Annotated in this window: 14 protein-coding genes; 5 read left to right on the top strand and 9 right to left on the bottom strand. The window is 69.5% G+C overall.

What is annotated here, in order from left to right; translation table 11 throughout:
• Window positions 1-12: 12 nt before the first annotated feature.
• Window positions 13-1,743, bottom strand: coding sequence for a cytochrome c oxidase subunit I (ctaD, locus tag ACIBJG_RS07510; RefSeq protein WP_399305069.1), 1,731 nt, complete (start codon window positions 1,741-1,743; stop codon window positions 13-15).
• A gap of 336 nt (window positions 1,744-2,079) precedes the next feature.
• The gene (locus tag ACIBJG_RS07505) at window positions 2,080-4,302 is read right to left on the bottom strand and encodes an NADP-dependent isocitrate dehydrogenase (protein WP_399305066.1); all 2,223 of its coding nucleotides are present in this window, start codon (window positions 4,300-4,302) and stop codon (window positions 2,080-2,082) included.
• Between the two features lie 159 nt (window positions 4,303-4,461).
• Between ACIBJG_RS07505 and ACIBJG_RS07500 the strand changes: the two genes are divergently transcribed.
• A complete protein-coding gene (locus tag ACIBJG_RS07500; protein ID WP_399305063.1) occupies window positions 4,462-4,965 on the top strand; it encodes a tetratricopeptide repeat protein in 504 nt (167 codons plus the stop codon).
• Window positions 4,966-4,968: 3 nt separating this feature from the next.
• Here the strand turns inward: ACIBJG_RS07500 and ACIBJG_RS07495 are convergent, their stop codons facing one another.
• Window positions 4,969-6,000: a glutathione S-transferase family protein gene (locus tag ACIBJG_RS07495; RefSeq protein ID WP_399305060.1), complete on the bottom strand. Its 1,032-nt coding sequence runs from the start codon at window positions 5,998-6,000 to the stop codon at window positions 4,969-4,971.
• 9 nt (window positions 6,001-6,009) lie between these two features.
• Complete coding sequence (locus ACIBJG_RS07490; RefSeq protein WP_399305057.1) at window positions 6,010-7,518, bottom strand: MFS transporter; 1,509 nt, start codon at window positions 7,516-7,518, stop codon at window positions 6,010-6,012.
• A gap of 141 nt (window positions 7,519-7,659) precedes the next feature.
• Here ACIBJG_RS07490 and ACIBJG_RS07485 point away from each other — a divergent pair, with 141 nt between their 5' ends.
• Window positions 7,660-8,055, top strand: coding sequence for a molybdopterin-binding protein (locus tag ACIBJG_RS07485; RefSeq protein ID WP_399305054.1), 396 nt, complete (start codon window positions 7,660-7,662; stop codon window positions 8,053-8,055).
• Between the two features lie 76 nt (window positions 8,056-8,131).
• On the opposite strand, the gene ACIBJG_RS07480 is transcribed toward ACIBJG_RS07485, so the two are convergent.
• Window positions 8,132-9,439: an NAD(P)-binding domain-containing protein gene (locus ACIBJG_RS07480; RefSeq protein ID WP_399305051.1), complete on the bottom strand. Its 1,308-nt coding sequence runs from the start codon at window positions 9,437-9,439 to the stop codon at window positions 8,132-8,134.
• Window positions 9,440-9,544: 105 nt separating this feature from the next.
• Between ACIBJG_RS07480 and ACIBJG_RS07475 the strand changes: the two genes are divergently transcribed.
• Window positions 9,545-9,910, top strand: a complete 366-nt coding sequence (locus ACIBJG_RS07475; RefSeq protein WP_399305048.1) for an ArsR/SmtB family transcription factor — start codon at window positions 9,545-9,547, stop codon at window positions 9,908-9,910.
• 55 nt (window positions 9,911-9,965) lie between these two features.
• Here the strand turns inward: ACIBJG_RS07475 and arsB are convergent, their stop codons facing one another.
• On the bottom strand, window positions 9,966-11,090 hold the full coding sequence (gene arsB, locus ACIBJG_RS07470) for an ACR3 family arsenite efflux transporter (RefSeq protein ID WP_399305045.1): 1,125 nt from the start codon (window positions 11,088-11,090) through the stop codon (window positions 9,966-9,968).
• A complete protein-coding gene (locus ACIBJG_RS07465) occupies window positions 11,087-11,395 on the bottom strand; it encodes an ArsR/SmtB family transcription factor (protein WP_399305043.1) in 309 nt (102 codons plus the stop codon). Before ACIBJG_RS07465 ends, arsB begins: the two co-directional genes overlap by 4 nt.
• A gap of 94 nt (window positions 11,396-11,489) precedes the next feature.
• On the opposite strand from ACIBJG_RS07465, the gene ACIBJG_RS07460 reads away from it, so the two are divergent.
• Window positions 11,490-11,912: an arsenate reductase ArsC gene (locus tag ACIBJG_RS07460; RefSeq protein WP_399305406.1), complete on the top strand. Its 423-nt coding sequence runs from the start codon at window positions 11,490-11,492 to the stop codon at window positions 11,910-11,912.
• A gap of 11 nt (window positions 11,913-11,923) precedes the next feature.
• Here ACIBJG_RS07460 and ACIBJG_RS07455 read toward each other — a convergent pair whose 3' ends face one another.
• Entirely contained in the window at window positions 11,924-12,469 is a 546-nt protein-coding gene (locus tag ACIBJG_RS07455) for a DUF1697 domain-containing protein (RefSeq protein WP_399305040.1), read from the bottom strand.
• Between the two features lie 147 nt (window positions 12,470-12,616).
• The gene (locus tag ACIBJG_RS07450; RefSeq protein WP_399305037.1) at window positions 12,617-13,960 is read right to left on the bottom strand and encodes an MFS transporter; all 1,344 of its coding nucleotides are present in this window, start codon (window positions 13,958-13,960) and stop codon (window positions 12,617-12,619) included.
• A 184-nt stretch (window positions 13,961-14,144) separates the two neighbouring features.
• Here ACIBJG_RS07450 and dhaK point away from each other — a divergent pair, with 184 nt between their 5' ends.
• Complete coding sequence (gene dhaK / locus ACIBJG_RS07445) at window positions 14,145-15,137, top strand: dihydroxyacetone kinase subunit DhaK (protein WP_399305034.1); 993 nt, start codon at window positions 14,145-14,147, stop codon at window positions 15,135-15,137.
• The last annotated feature ends 27 nt before the right edge of the window (window positions 15,138-15,164 follow it).

The following is a 15,164-nucleotide window of genomic DNA, read 5'->3' as shown; positions in this document are numbered from 1 at the left end:
CTGCGGTCCTGCTCACGTCTGCCTGTCCCCCGGCGCCACCGTCACGGAACGGTCACCGCGGTTCGATGCCTCGTCGAGTTCGCGTACGGAGGGGTGGTGCAGGTCGAACGCAGGGGACTCGGAACGGATCCGGGGCAGGGTCACGAAGTTATGCCGCGGCGGCGGGCAGGAGGTCGCCCACTCCAGCGAACGGCCGTAGCCCCACGGGTCGTCGACCTCGACCTTCTTGCCGTACTTGGCGGTCTTCCAGACGTTGTAGAAGAACGGCAGCATCGACAGGCCCAGCAGGAACGAGGAGATCGTCGAGATCGTGTTCAGCGCGGTGAAACCATCGCTGGCGAGGTAGTCGGCGTAGCGGCGCGGCATGCCCTCGGCGCCCAGCCAGTGCTGCACCAGGAACGTGCCGTGGAAGCCGACGAACAGCGTCCAGAAGGTGATCTTCCCGAGCCGCTCGTCCAGCATCTTCCCGGTGAACTTCGGCCACCAGAAGTGGAATCCGGCGAACATCGCGAACACCACGGTGCCGAAGACGACGTAGTGGAAGTGCGCGACCACGAAGTACGAGTCCGAGACGTGGAAGTCCATAGGCGGCGAGGCCAGGATGACGCCGGTGAGACCGCCGAAGAGGAACGTGACGAGGAAGCCGATGGACCAGAGCATCGGTGTCTCGAAGGACAGCGAGCCCTTCCACATCGTGCCGATCCAGTTGAAGAACTTCACCCCGGTGGGCACCGCGATGAGGAACGTCATGAAGGAGAAGAACGGCAGGAGCACTCCCCCGGTGACGAACATGTGGTGCGCCCACACGGTCGCGGAGAGACCGGCGATGGAGATCGTCGCAGCCACCAGGCCGATGTATCCGAAGATCGGTTTCCGGCTGAAGACGGGGATGATCTCACTGACGATCCCGAAGAACGGGAGCGCGATGATGTACACCTCCGGGTGGCCGAAGAACCAGAACAGGTGTTGCCACAGCAGCGCGCCGCCGTTGCTCGCGTTGAAGACCTGGGCACCGAACTTGCGGTCCGCCTCCAGCGCCAGGAGCGCTGCCGCGAGGACCGGGAAGGCCATCAGGACCAGGACCGCGGTCAGCAGGACGTTCCAGACGAAGATCGGCATGCGGAACATCGTCATGCCGGGGGCGCGCATGCAGATGATCGTGGTGATGAAGTTGACCGATCCGAGGATCGTGCCGAAGCCGGAGAAGGCCAGACCCATGATCCACATGTCTCCGCCGACACCCGGCGAGCGGACCGCGTCCGTCAGCGGGGAGTAGGCGAACCAGCCGAAGTCGGCCGCGCCGTTCGGGGTGAGGAAACCGGCCACCACGAGGAGCGAGCCGAAGAGGTACAGCCAGTACGCAAACATGTTCAGCCGCGGGAACGCCACGTCGGGCGCGCCGATCTGCAGCGGCATGATCCAGTTGGTGAACCCGGCGAACAGCGGCGTCGCGAACATCAGCAGCATGATCGTGCCGTGGATGGTGAACGCCTGGTTGAACTGCTCGTTCGACACGATCTGCGTGCCCGGACGGGCCAGCTCGGCGCGCATGACGAGCGCGAGCAGGCCGCCGACGATGAAGAACGCGAACGAGGTGACCAGGTACAGCGAGCCGATCGTCTTGTGGTCGGTGGTGGTCAGCCACTTGATGACGACGTTTCCCGGCTCCTTGCTGTGCACCGGAAGCTCGTTGGCGTACGACTCCTCTTCGTCCGTCGGCTCTGCTGTGCCCGTCGTCGTCACTGGGACGCTCCTTCGGTTGTCATCCGCGGGTGGACTGCGAACCCGGCGTGGCGCCGCTCCAGCGGGTCGGCCGAACGGCCCTTCCCGCGCGTCGCGCATGTTTCCGGTTGCAGCAAACCAGCCATGGGCCCGCCGAAGGTGGCCCGGCGCCCGCCACGGCGCCACTTTCACTCGTCAGGGCGTCCCGGTCCACCCGCGGCCGGGCGAGCCGGACACATGGGAACGGTCCCGCAAACAGCTCCGCCCCGGCTCGACGGAACGTCGGCCGGGGCGGAGCTGTCACAGGGCGTACGGCGAGGGAAGAGGTGCGGCCCCTGCCCGTACACCCGTGTCACATCAGGCGAGGCTCGCGATCGCCTGGTTGAACGTGGCCGACGGGCGCATGACGGCCTCGGCCTTGGCCGGGTCGGGCTGGTAGTAGCCGCCGATGTCGACCGGCTTGCCCTGGACCGCGACCAGTTCGCCGACGATGGTCTGCTCCTGCTCGGCCAGCGTCCTGGCGAGCGGGGCGAACGCCGTCGCCAGCTCGGCGTCGGTGCTCTGCTGCGCCAGCTCCTGGGCCCAGTACAGGGACAGGTAGAAGTGGCTGCCGCGGTTGTCGATGCCGCCGAGCTTGCGGCTCGGGGACTTGTCCTCGTTCAGGAACGTGGCGGTCGCACGGTCCAGCGTGTCCGCGAGGACCTGGGCGCGCGCGTTGTCCGTGGTCTGCGCGAGGTGCTCGAAGCTGACCGCGAGGGCGAGGAACTCGCCCAGGCTGTCCCAGCGCAGGTAGTTCTCCTTGACGAGCTGCTGGACGTGCTTGGGCGCGGAGCCGCCGGCACCCGTCTCGAACAGACCGCCACCGTTCATCAGCGGCACGACGGAGAGCATCTTCGCGCTGGTGCCGAGTTCCAGGATCGGGAACAGGTCGGTGAGGTAGTCACGCAGCACGTTGCCGGTCACCGAGATGGTGTCCTCACCGCGGCGGATGCGCTCCAGAGAGAAGGCGGTGGCCTCCTCCGGGGTCAGGATCTCGATCTGGAGACCGTCGGTGTCGTGGTCGGCCAGGTAGGTCTTGACCTTGGCGATGAGCTGCGCGTCGTGGGCGCGGCCCTCGTCGAGCCAGAACACGGCCGGGTTGCCGGTCGCGCGGGCGCGGGTGACGGCGAGCTTGACCCAGTCCTGGATCGGCAGGTCCTTGGTCTGGCACATCCGGAAGATGTCACCGGCGCCGACGGCCTGCTCCAGGACGGTGTTGCCGGCGGTGTCGACGACGCGCACCGTGCCCGTGGCGGGGATCTCGAAGGTCTTGTCGTGGCTGCCGTACTCCTCGGCCTTCTGCGCCATCAGACCGACGTTGGGCACCGAGCCCATGGTCGACGGGTCGAAGGCGCCGTGCGCGCGGCAGTCGTCGAGCACGACCTGGTAGACACCGGCGTAGCTGCTGTCCGGCAGCACAGCGATGGTGTCGGCCTCCTGGCCGTCCGGGCCCCACATGTGGCCGGAGGTGCGGATCATGGCCGGCATGGAGGCGTCGACGATGACGTCGCTGGGGACGTGCAGGTTGGTGATGCCCTTGTCGGAGTCGACCATCGCGAGGGCGGGGCCCTCGGCGAGCTCGGCCTCGAAGGACGCCTTGATCTCGGAGCCGACGTGAGGCACCGAGTCGAGACCCTTGAGGATCCCGCCGAGGCCGTCGTTCGGGGTCAGGCCCGCGGCGGCGAGGACGTCGCCGTACTTGGCGAAGGTGTTCGGGAAGAAGGCACGGACCACGTGGCCGAAGATGATCGGGTCGGAGACCTTCATCATCGTGGCCTTGAGGTGGACGGAGAACAGCACGTCCTCGGACTTGGCCCGGGCGATCTGGGCGGTGAAGAACTCACGCAGCGCGGCAACGCGCATGACGGCCGCGTCCACGACCTCACCGGCGAGCACGGGTACGGACTCGCGCAGCACCGTGGTGGTGCCGTCGTCGCCCACCAGCTCGATGCGCAGCGAGCCGGGCTCGGCGATCACGGCGGACTTCTCGGTGGAGCGGAAGTCGTCGACACCCATCGTCGCGACGTTCGTCTTCGAGTCGGCCGTCCAGGCGCCCATGCGGTGCGGGTGAGTCTTGGCGTAGTTCTTGACCGACGCGGGGGCGCGGCGGTCCGAGTTGCCCTCGCGCAGGACGGGGTTGACCGCGCTGCCCTTGATCTTGTCGTAACGGGCGCGGACGTCCTTGTCCGCGTCGCTCTGCGGGTCGTCCGGGTAGTCCGGAAGCGCGTACCCCTGCCCCTGCAGCTCGGCGATCGCGGCCTTCAGCTGCGGGATCGAGGCCGAGACGTTCGGCAGCTTGATGATGTTCGCACCGGGAGTGGTGGCCAGCGCGCCCAGCTCGGCGAGAGCGTCGTCGATGCGCTGGTTCTCCTGGAGGTGGTCGGGGAAACTGGCGATGATCCGGCCCGCCAGGGAGATGTCGCGGCTCTCCACGGTGACCCCGGCCTTCGAGGCATACGCCTCGACCACGGGCAGGAACGAATACGTCGCCAGGGCCGGGGCCTCGTCGGTGTGTGTATAGATGATGGTCGAGTCAGTCACCCTGTGCTCCGCTCCACGTCTGCAACATTGCTTGACATCAAGATATCTCGTGATCGCCACTGTCTCGACAGGGCCCCGCCCCGTCCGGTCCGGAACCGGCCGTACCGCCCCGCACGGCGGATTTGCCGTATCCGCACGGTCCTGGCAGCGTGCGGCGGCATGGGCACGGACAGCGAGCACGACGAGGCACTGTCAGAGGCCGTACGGCTGCGCGAACAGCGCACGCCCCAGGCGCACGAGCAACTGCTGAGCCTGGCCGCCGGTCATCCCGGCCACGCCGGGATCGCCTACCAGACGGCATGGGCACACGACTCCCTCGGCCTGGAGGCGCAGGCCGTCGCGTTCTACGAACGCGCGCTGGACGGCGCGGGACTCACGCCCGAGGACCGTCACGGGGCCTTCCTGGGACTCGGCAGCACCTTGCGCGTGCTGGGCCGTTACGAGGAGGCGCGCGCCGTGCTGCGCCGCGGACTGGCGGAGTTCACGGACGATGCCGCCCTGCGCACCTTCCTCGCCATGACGCTGTACAACCTCGGCGAGGCGCGGGAGGCCGTGAGCACGCTCCTCAAGGTGGCGGCCGCCACCGGCGCGGACCCCCGGCTCCGGGCGTACGGTCCGGCGATCGAGCACTACGCCGACCGCCTGGACGAGACGGAGCAGTAACGCTCAGGGCCGGTGCCGCGGAGGAACCTGTTCGTCCGCCGGAACGGGCCCGGGCGGGGTCCCGTCGCCGAACGGCCGGCCACCGAGCTGCTCGCGGTGGTGCGGGGTGAGGAACCCCGACAGGTCGGGACCGGCGGGCACGATGCCGGTGGGGTTGATGCCGCTGTGGACCCGGTAGTAGTGCTGCTTGATGTGGTGGAAGTCGACGGTGTCACCGAATCCGGGGGTCTGGTAGAGGTCCCTGAGGTACGCCCACAGGACCGGGTCCTCGGTCAGTTTCGAGCGGTTGCACTTGAAGTGGCCGTGGTAGACGGCGTCGAAGCGCACCAGGGTGGTGAAGAGGCGGATGTCGGCCTCGGTGATCGTGTCGCCGACCAGGTAGCGCCGGTCCGTCAGCCGGTCCGACACCTGGTCCAGGCGGCGGAAGAGTGTCTCGTAGGCGCTCTCGTACGTGCTCTGGCCGTCGGCGAAGCCGGCCCGGTACACGCCGTTGTTGACGTCGCGGTAGATCCCTTCCATCACCTCGTCGATCTCCTCGCGCAACGGCTCCGGGTAGAGGTCGGGCGCCCCGGGGCGGTGCAGCGCGGTCCATTGGGTGGCGAGGTCCAGAGTGATCTGCTGGTAGTCGTTGGTGACGAGCCTGCCGCTGGGGACGTCGACGATCGCAGGGACGCTGACGCCGCCGGGGTAGCCGCGCTCCCTGGCGTCGTACGCCTCGCTCAGATAGCGGATGCCGAGCACCGGGTCCCGGCCGTCCGGGTCCAGGGTGAAGCGCCAGCTGCGGTCGTCCTGCAGCGGGTCGGCGACGGCGAGCGAGAGGGCGCGCTCCAGTCCCAGCAGCCTGCGGGAGACCAGGGCGCGGCTCGCCCAGGGGCAGGCGCGGCTGACGACGAGGCGGTAGCGGCCGGCCTCGACCGGCCAGCCGTCGCGCCCGTCGGCGGTGATGCGGTCGGCGAAATGGCTGCGGGACCGCTTGAAGGGCTTGTGCCCGTACGAACTGTTGCCGTCCTGGGCGGTGCCGTCGGCGTCGTTCATCGCGTCTCCTTAGTGGTCCGCCGGTGAGGGTGCGGACTGCTGTGGTGTACGGCTTCTGCCCCGCCGGGTCCCGCCCACGTCGGCCAGGGCCACGAGCAATCCGGCGAGCACGAAGGCGACGGAGACGATCAGCCCGTGGTCGTAGGCGGTGGACCAGGCCGCGGAGCCGACCTGGGCGAAGAACACCGAGCCCACGGCGGCGATCCCGATCGCGGAGCCGACGCGCTGGCCGGTCTGCAGGGTGCCGCCGGCGCTTCCCGCGGTGGCCACCGGCACCTGTGACAGGGTCAGCGTCTGGTTGGGTGCGATGACCAGGCCGCTGCCCAGTCCGGCCAGCAGCAGCGGGGCAGCCATCGCCCATCCCGCGCCCCTGCCGGGCACCAGGTGGACGGCGAGTGCGGTGGCGGCCAGTCCGACCGCGACGGTGGACATGCCCACAACGACGAGGGGGCGTCCGTAACGCCCCACCAGCCTGCCGCCGGGACCCGCGGCGACGGCGGATCCGAGGGCGAACGGGGTGATCGCCAGGCCTGCCTGCAACGCGGTGTAGTGCAGCCCGCTCTGCAGGTAGAGCGTGGTGATGAAGAAGATCGAGGTGAATCCGGCGAAGTACAGCAGGATCAGCAGGCAGCCCAGCCAGTAGGAACGGACCCGGAAGAGTCTGAGGTCGACGACCGGCTGGGTGCCGCGGCGCCCGCACCGGTACTCCCAGCCGACGAACGCGGCGAGCAGGGCCGCGGCGACCACCAGGAGCAGCCACTTCCCGTTGCCCGGCCACTGGTGGGCCTGGACGAACGGCAGCAGCAGGGCCAGGACCCCCGCGCCGAGCAGCAGGATGCCCAGGGGGTCGAGGTCCCGCAGCCGCACCGGGCCCGCGGAGGGGGTGTCCGGCAGCAGCCGCCGTGCGAGCAGGAGGCAGACGAACCCGAGGGGCAGATTGACGTAGAACACCCAGCGCCAGCCCTCCTCGGCCCCGGCCGCCTGGATGAGCAGTCCGCCCAGCAGCGGGCCGACGGCGGTGGAGATGCCGACCACCGTGCCGAACATGCCGAACGCCCGGCCGCGCTCCCGCCCCGAGAACATCTGCTGGATGAGAGCGGAGATCTGCGGCGAGACGAGGCCGCCGGCCAGGCCCTGGACCAGCCGGGCGATCACCAGCCAGGTGCTGGACTGGGCGGCGCCGCAGGCGGCGGATGACAGGGTGAAGAGCACCAGCCCGGCCATGAAGACCTCGCGGCGCCCCCGGGCGTCACCGAGGCGCCCGGCGGGAATCAGGAAGAGTCCGAAGGCGAGCGCGTAGCCCGAGAGCACCCACTGCAGATCGGACTCCGGGGTGTGCAGCCCTTCCCGGATGGAGGGCAGGGCGACGTTGACGATGGACACGTCCAAGAGGGTCATGAAGCCCGCGACCAGGCAGACCGCGAGTGCCTGCCACCGCCGGGGGTCGGGGGTGTCCGGTCCGGTGGCGGGGCCCTTGTCCCGCCCCGCAGAACCCCGGTACCCCGCACTCTCTGCCATGGCTCGCACCCTAGGGCGCACGCCGCGATTCCTCATCCCGGCAGGGCCACCCGGCCCACCGGCCCGGTCTCCGTATCGCACTCACCGAGACTTCTGGGACAAGCTTGCATATGCGAGTTTATTTGCCCTAGAGTGTCGCATATGCAGTCCTACACCATCGGGCAGGCCGCCCGCCTGCTGGGCGTCAGCCCGGACACCGCACGGCGCTGGGCGGATGCCGGCCGCGTCGCCACCCATCGCGAGGAGGGCGGCCGCCGCCTCATCGACGGCCGCGACCTGGCCGCGTTCTGCGTAGAGGTCGCACAGAACGGCACCGGCGACGAGGAGGTCTCCTACACCTCCGCGCGCAACGCCTTTCCAGGCATCGTCACAGCGGTCAAACTCGGGGACGTGGCGGCGCAGGTGGAGATCCAGGCCGGTCCGCACCGGCTCGTGTCGCTGCTGACCAGGGAGGCCGTCGAGGACCTCGGGCTGGAGGTCGGCATGACGGCGACCGCCCGCGTGAAGTCGACCAGCGTGCACATCGACCGCACCTGACCCGCTCCTCCGGCCCCGCAGGCGGCCGCCGAACGCGGCCTCGCGGCCGTGCGCCCCTGCCGCCGGTCCGGAACCCTCAGGCTCCGCAGCAGCCGCCTTCGTCGGCCTGGGCGGCGGCTGGGCCGTCGAAGAGTCCGGCGCCGCCGCATACTCCCGTTTCGGGGAGGGCGAGTTCGACGCGGTCGGCGGCTTCGGTGTCGCCGGCCAGTGCGGCGGCGACGGAGCGGACCTGTTCGAAGCCGGTCATGGCGAGGAAGGTCGGGGCGCGTCCGTAGGACTTCATGCCGACCATGTAGAGGTCCTGTTCGGGGTGGGACAGTTCGCGGTGGCCGTGCGGGTAGACGGTGCCGCAGGAGTGCTGGTTCGGGTCGATGAGCGGTGCGAGCTCCACCGGTGCCTGCAGGCGCTCGTCCAGGGCGAGGCGGAGTTCGGACAGGAAGGACAGGTCGGGGCGCAGGCCCGTCAGGACGATGACCTCGTCCACCGAGTCGAGTCGCCTGCCGTCCTCACCTACGAGGGTCAGGCGGTCGTCGTCGGCCTGCTCGATGATCTCGGTGCGGAAACCGGTGACGGCGTCGGCGTATCCGTTGTCGACGGCCGCCTTGGCGGCCAGGCCCAGGGCGCCTCGGGCGGGGAGCTGGTCGGCGGAGCCGCCGCCGAAGGTGGAGCCGCTGATGCCGCGGCGCAGGATCCATACGGAGTGGGTGCCCGGTTCGTCCTTCGCCACGTCGGCGAGGGTGGTCAGGGCGGTGAACGCGGAGGCGCCGGAGCCGATGACGGCGGTGCGCTTTCCGGCGTACCGGGCGCGGACGGCCGGGTCCCTGAGGTCGGGGACGCGGTAGCAGATGCGGGCTGACGCGGCGCGTTCACCCAGGGCGGGGAGGCCGTCGGCGCCGATCGGCCCGGGGGTGGACCAGGTGCCGGACGCATCGATCACGGCCCGGGCGAGGATCCGCTCCTCCCCGCCGTCGGCGCGGGTGAGGCGAAGAGTGAAGGGCTGCTGTTCGCGGTCGGCGTCGACGATCCGGTCGCGGCCGAGGCGGGAGACCCCGGTCACGGTGGTGCCGTAGCACACCTTGTCACCGAGGACATCGGCGAGCGGCTGGAGGTACCGCTCGGCCCAGTCCCCGCCCGTGGGGTAGGTGTCCGCGTCGGGCTTGACCCAGCCGGCCGGCGCCAGGAGCTTCTCGGCCGCCGCGTCGGTCAGCTCGCTCCAGGTCGAGAACAGCCGTACGTGGGACCAGCCGCGCACCGCGGTGGCGGCGGTCGGCCCGGCCTCCAGGACCAGGGGTTCGATGCCGCGCCCGAGGAGGTGGGCGGCGGCCGCCAGCCCGGCAGGGCCGGCGCCGATGACGACGACCGGAAGGTCTGCAGTGGTGGTCATGGCGGTGATGTCCTCCGGGATGGGCGACCGCTCCCGGCCGCTGTTTCGATTGCTGTCTATACAGGAAGCTTGGCACTCGGCATCGATGAGTGTCAACATAGACGTATGTCGAAGTCAGAAATGGTGGAGCTGCGGGTGCCGGACACCGGAACGGTGGTGCCGTGCTGCCCGCCGATCACCGCGGGCGAGCTGCCGCAGGACGACGCGGAGAGGATGGCCGTGATGTTCAAGGCGCTGTCCGACCCGGTCCGGCTGCGCCTGTTCTCGAAGGTCGCCTCGCATCCGGGCGGCGAGGCGTGCGTGTGCGACATCTCCGATGTCGGCGTCTCCCAGCCGACCGTGTCCCACCACCTGAAGAAGCTGCGCGAGGCCGGCCTGCTGACCTCGGAACGGCGCGGGACCTGGGTCTACTACCAGGTCGCACCGTCCGTGGTGGCGGCCATGTCCGCCATGCTGGACCTCCGCACCTGACCGGACGCCGGTGCCCGTCCGCAGCGCGCGCGACGGGCGGGGCACCGGCTCGGCGTCAGCCCAGCCGCCCCGGGGTGGTGGGCGACGCGAATCTGCCGCGCCAGGCCAGCGCGACGTACACGAGTCCGATCAGGACGGGGACCTCGATGAGCGGACCGACCACGCCGGAGAGCGCCTGGCCGGAGGTGACGCCGAAGGTGGCGATGGCGACGGCGATGGCCAGTTCGAAGTTGTTGCCAGCCGCGGTGAACGCCAGCGTCGCGGTGCGGTCGTAGGCCAGTCCGAGGGCCAAACCGAGCGCGAACGCACCGAAGAACATGATCGCGAAGTAGACGAGCAGCGGCAGCGCGATCCGCACTACGTCCAGTGGCTGCGAGGTGATGGTCTTCCCCTGGAGTGCGAACAGGATGACGATCGTGAAGAGCAGCCCGTACAGCGCCCAGGGTCCGATCCTCGGCAGGAACTTCGCCTCGTAGGACCGGCGGCCCATCTTCTTCTCGCCGATGCGGCGGGTAAGAAAGCCGGCGAGCAGCGGGACCCCGAGGAAGACGACCACGTTCAGCGCGATGTGCCACACCGGCACATCGAGGCCCTGCCCGTCACCCAGGCCCAGCCACCGCGGCAGCAGGTCGAGGTAGAACCAGCCCAGTACACCGAACGCGATCACCTGGAACACAGAGTTCAGCGCGACGAGGACGGCTGCGGCCTCGCGGTCGCCGCAGGCGAGGTCGTTCCAGATGATGACCATGGCGATACAGCGGGCGAGGCCGACGATGATCAGGCCGGTGCGGTAATCGGGCAGGTCGGGAAGGAAGATCCACGCCAGGGCGAACATCACCGCCGGGCCGATGATCCAGTTGATGACCAGCGAGGACACCATCAGTTTCCGGTCGCCGGTGACGGTGTCCAGGCGGTCGTAGCGGACCTTGGCCAGCACCGGGTACATCATGACCAGCAGGCCGAGCGCGATCGGCAGGGAGATGCCGCCCACCTCGATCTTCGCCAGGGCGTCGCCCATCCCGGGAACGATCCGCCCCAGGCCCAGACCGACGGCCATGGCCAGCAGGATCCACACCGCGAGGAAGCGGTCGAGGGTGGAGAGCTTCCGGACGACGGACTCGTCCACGGAGGACCGGACCTGCGGAGCGGAGGGCCGGGGGGAGGACTCGGTGGAGGTCACGGGCAGGCCCTCCTGTTCCCAGTCGCCGTACGGGCGGACTCGGCCAGTGCCGCGAACTGCCCGGAGAGACCGGCGAGGACCTCGGGGCGCAGCTTGTAGTAGGTGAAGCGGCCGCACGGCTCGGTCTCCACCACACCGGCCTCACGCAGGACCTTCATGTGGTTGGACAGGTTGGTCTGCTTCGCGCCGGTCTCCTCGACCAGGTGCGTCGTACAGAGCGTCTCGCGCGCCAGCAGGGTCACGATCCGGAGGCGGAGCGGATCGCTCAGCACCCGCATCAGATCAGCGTCGACTGAAGTCAGCATGCGCTGATACTGTCACATCACCACCCACTGATATCAGCTGGGACTGATTCGTCGACGGCTTGGTTCCGTCACGCGACGAGGGAGCATGATCACCATGGCCGAGCCCGGCGGCAAGCCGTCCGTCCTGTTCGTCTGCGTGCACAATGCCGGCCGCTCCCAGATGGCCGCGGCGTGGCTGGCCCATCTGGCCGGGGACCGTATCGAGGTCCGCTCCGCCGGTTCGGCCCCGGGCGCCCGTGTCAATCCCGCCGCCGTCGAAGCGATGGCCGAGGTCGGCATCGACATCTCCGCCCGGACCCCGAAGATCCTCACCACCGACGCGGTCCGCGAGTCCGACGTGTGCGTCACCATGGGCTGCGGCGACACCTGCCCCGTGTTCCCGGGCAAGCGCTACCTCGACTGGACGCTGGAGGACCCGGCCGGCCGGGGAGTCGAAGCCGTGCGCACCGTCCGCGACGAGATCAGGGCGCTCGTCGAAGGGCTGATCGCAGAGATCGCCCCGGACACCACCGCCTGAGAGCCCGTCCGTCAGGCCGCGCCCTTCTTGGCCGCGTCGAGGATCTTCACGACGGTGTGGAAGTAGCGCGTCGTCGCGTCGTGGCCCAGGACACGCTCCTGGAAGCCCTTCGCCGCGGGTGCCCTGCCGTTGATCAGGTACCAGACGACAAAGGCGTCGTAGCCGGTGCTGCCGATGATCTCCATGTCCTTCTTGGCAGAGAGCATCGGCAACTCGAGCTCCGGATCGATCCGCTCGGTCGTGAACACCACGCAGCAGCGCAGGTCGTCGGTGACCGTGACGTCCTTGAACGGGTCGAGCGCGATCAGCGCCTCCAGTTCCGGCACCGTACGCAGACAGACCGCGACCTCGTAGCCGAGTGCCTGGGCCAGATGGTCGCCGATCCGGGCACCGAGCACGGCCCGGTCCGTCTCGTCGGACTCGAAGAAGACGTTTCCGCTCTGGATGTAGCTGCGTACGGAGTCGAACCCCATGTCCGTGAACAGACTGCGCAGATACTCCATCTTCACCGAGCGGCCAGGCACGTTCATTCCGCGCAGGAACGCGATGTACAACAAATCAGATCACCTGTCCGCAAGGAGAAGACCACAGGGAGAAATCCGTACGAGGAGGGGTGCCACGGTCGGCGCCCGTCAGCGTAGCCCGCGTGCCATTCGGGCGGGAGGACGGCAGGTCCGCGCCCTGCGGCGGGATTCGCCGCAGGGTCACGCCGGGTTCCCCAACGGCCGCTCGCCGGGCGAGGACTGTGCGATGCCTGTCACCGTGCCCGCCAGCGCGATGCACAGCACGGCGATGCCGACGACGACGAAGACGGCAGTGACCCCGAAACCGGCCGCGGCCGCCGTGGCAGCGGCCGCGCCCAGCGGGCCGAGGGCCGAGTGGATGGTCCAGAACGTGGAGGTCACCCGCCCCAGCAGCCGGCTCGGCGTCACCTCCTGACGGAGCGACATGGAGGAGATGCCCGCGACCCCGGTGCACAGGACGTTGACCGTCATCAGGACGGCGATCACCGGCACGCTCCGCGACAGCCCCATGCAGGTGACGGCCACCCCGGCAAGCGCGAAGGCAGCGATCCAGCTCGCCCCGAACCCCATCCGCGCACGGACCCGGGCGACCACGGCGGAGGCGATGAACGTGCCAACGGTGCCGGCCGCCAGCACATAGCCGACCGTGGTGTCACGGTGGCCGAGATCGTGCTTCAGCAGATAGATGACGAGGTCCGTCATCCCGTACGTGAGGAACGTCAGCAACGACAGCAGCACGGTCAGCGGGCGGAGCACCGGATGCGCCCAGAGGAACCGTGCGCCCGCCAGGAACTCCCGCCGCACCGCGCCGCGTCCGGCCCTGTCCGCGTCGACGCGCGGACTCGTCCGGATCCTGACGAACAGCACACCGACGGCGGAGACCGCGAAGGTCACGGAGTCGATGCCGATGGCCGCGGCCGGACCGGCGGCAGCGGCCACGAAGCCCGCGAGTGCCGGGCCCGCGACTCCGGCGACGGCGAAGGTGGCGAAGAGATGTCCGTTGGCCCTCGCGATCTGGTCCGGCGCCACGATGGCCGGGACCACGGTCACATAGGTGACCTGGAAGAGCATGGAGAAGACGCCCACGACCGGAACGATGGTGTAGACGAGCCAGATCGGCGTCGCGAACAGCCAGACCAGCGGGATGAGCGCGTAGAGCAGACAGCGGGCACCGTCGCTGATCATCAGGAGCCGCCTGCGGTCGAACCGGTCCGCGATCACACCGGCGAACACCCCTGTGACGATCGAGGCGACTCCCGTGAGACCGGTGACGACCCCCATCTGGACCACCGACCCCGTGCTGTGCAGCACCAGAAGCGGGATGGCCACGTACGAGAAAGAGTCCCCGAGGGCGGACAGGGCCTGGATCACCAGGAACATGCGGTAGACGGGGTTCCTCCGGAGCGAGAGGGTGGCAGGCGCCGCCCCGGCCGTCGTCGTCTCCTTCTCCGGTGATTCCGGTGATTCCGGTGATTCCGGTGATTCCGGTGATTCTGACGATTCCGATGATTCGCCTGCACCCACTGCGTACCCTCCTCGATCCGGCTCGGCCCGGCCCCGACGGTATGCGTCAGGGGGCGAGGAGGGCCCCTCATTTTCCGGCCTGCCCGCAACATCGCGCACGAGGGAACGCGTGCGGTTCTTCGCACAAGGCCTCCGGCGTCCTACGGTGGTGGTCCACCGCCGACAGTCTTCCTGGGAGATTCCGTTGCGCATGCTGATCAACGTCCCCGAAACCGTGGTCGCCGACGGGCTGCGCGGCATGGCCGCCGCCCATCCCGAACTGACCGTGGACGTCGAGAACCGTGTGGTCGTACGAGGCGACGCGCCCGTGGCCGGAAAGGTCGCCCTGGTCTCCGGCGGCGGGTCCGGGCACGAACCGCTCCATGCCGGGTTCGTCGGCCCCGGCATGCTGTCGGCCGCGTGCCCCGGTGAGGTGTTCACGTCGCCCGTGCCGGATCAGATGGTGCGGGCCGCCGCAGCCGTCGACAGCGGCGAGGGCGTGCTGTTCATCGTGAAGAACTACACCGGTGACGTGCTGAACTTCGAGATGGCCGCCGAACTCGCCGACGAGGAGGGCGTGCAGGTCGCCCAGGTCCTCGTCAATGACGATGTGGCGGTGACGGACAGCCTCTTCACGGCGGGGCGACGGGGCACGGGAGCGACCCTCTTCGTCGAGAAGATCGCCGGCGCCGCGGCGGAGGAGGGCACGCCGCTGGACCGGGTCGCGGCCCTCGCACGGCAGGTCAACGAGGCGTCGCGGAGTTTCGGGGTGGCGCTGACGTCGGTCACCACGCCCGCGAAGGGCTCGCCCACGTTCGATCTGCCGCCCGGTGAACTCGAACTCGGCGTGGGGATCCACGGCGAACCGGGACGGGAGCGGCGGCCGATGATGACCTCGCGCGAGATCGCCGACTTCGCGGTGGACGCAGTGCTGGAGGATCTGCGGCCGCAGGGACCGGTCATCGCCCTCGTCAACGGGATGGGCGCGACGCCGTTGCTGGAGCTGTACGGGTTCAACGCCGAGGTACAGCGGGTGCTCTCCCAGCGCGGCGTGGTGGTGGCCCGTACCCTCGTGGGGAACTATGTGACCTCGCTCGACATGGCGGGCTGTTCGGTGACGCTCTGCCAGGTGGACGAGGAACTGGTACGGCTCTGGGACGCGCCGGTGGAGACACCCGCACTGCGCTGGGGCCGTTGACCCGCCCGTCCCCTCGCGGGGGCGCCC

The sequence above is a fragment of the Streptomyces sp. NPDC050422 genome (assembly GCF_044458665.1).
Taxonomy (GTDB): domain Bacteria; phylum Actinomycetota; class Actinomycetes; order Streptomycetales; family Streptomycetaceae; genus Streptomyces.
Note: the sequence above shows the minus strand (reverse complement) of the source record. Positions and strands in the feature narration are given on the sequence as shown.

Bases quoted from the DNA above. Each gene is read 5' to 3' on its own strand.
- ACIBJG_RS07475 (WP_399305048.1), top strand. From the start codon at position 9,545: ATGTCGAAGTCAGAAATGGTGGAGCTGCGGGTGCCGGACACCGGAACG.
- ACIBJG_RS07490 (WP_399305057.1), bottom strand. From the start codon at position 7,518: ATGGCAGAGAGTGCGGGGTACCGGGGTTCTGCGGGGCGGGACAAGGGC.
- ACIBJG_RS07485 (WP_399305054.1), top strand. From the start codon at position 7,660: ATGCAGTCCTACACCATCGGGCAGGCCGCCCGCCTGCTGGGCGTCAGC.
- ACIBJG_RS07465 (WP_399305043.1), bottom strand. From the start codon at position 11,395: ATGCTGACTTCAGTCGACGCTGATCTGATGCGGGTGCTGAGCGATCCG.
- ACIBJG_RS07460 (WP_399305406.1), top strand. From the start codon at position 11,490: ATGGCCGAGCCCGGCGGCAAGCCGTCCGTCCTGTTCGTCTGCGTGCAC.
- ACIBJG_RS07495 (WP_399305060.1), bottom strand. From the start codon at position 6,000: ATGAACGACGCCGACGGCACCGCCCAGGACGGCAACAGTTCGTACGGG.
- ACIBJG_RS07480 (WP_399305051.1), bottom strand. From the start codon at position 9,439: ATGACCACCACTGCAGACCTTCCGGTCGTCGTCATCGGCGCCGGCCCT.
- ACIBJG_RS07500 (WP_399305063.1), top strand. From the start codon at position 4,462: ATGGGCACGGACAGCGAGCACGACGAGGCACTGTCAGAGGCCGTACGG.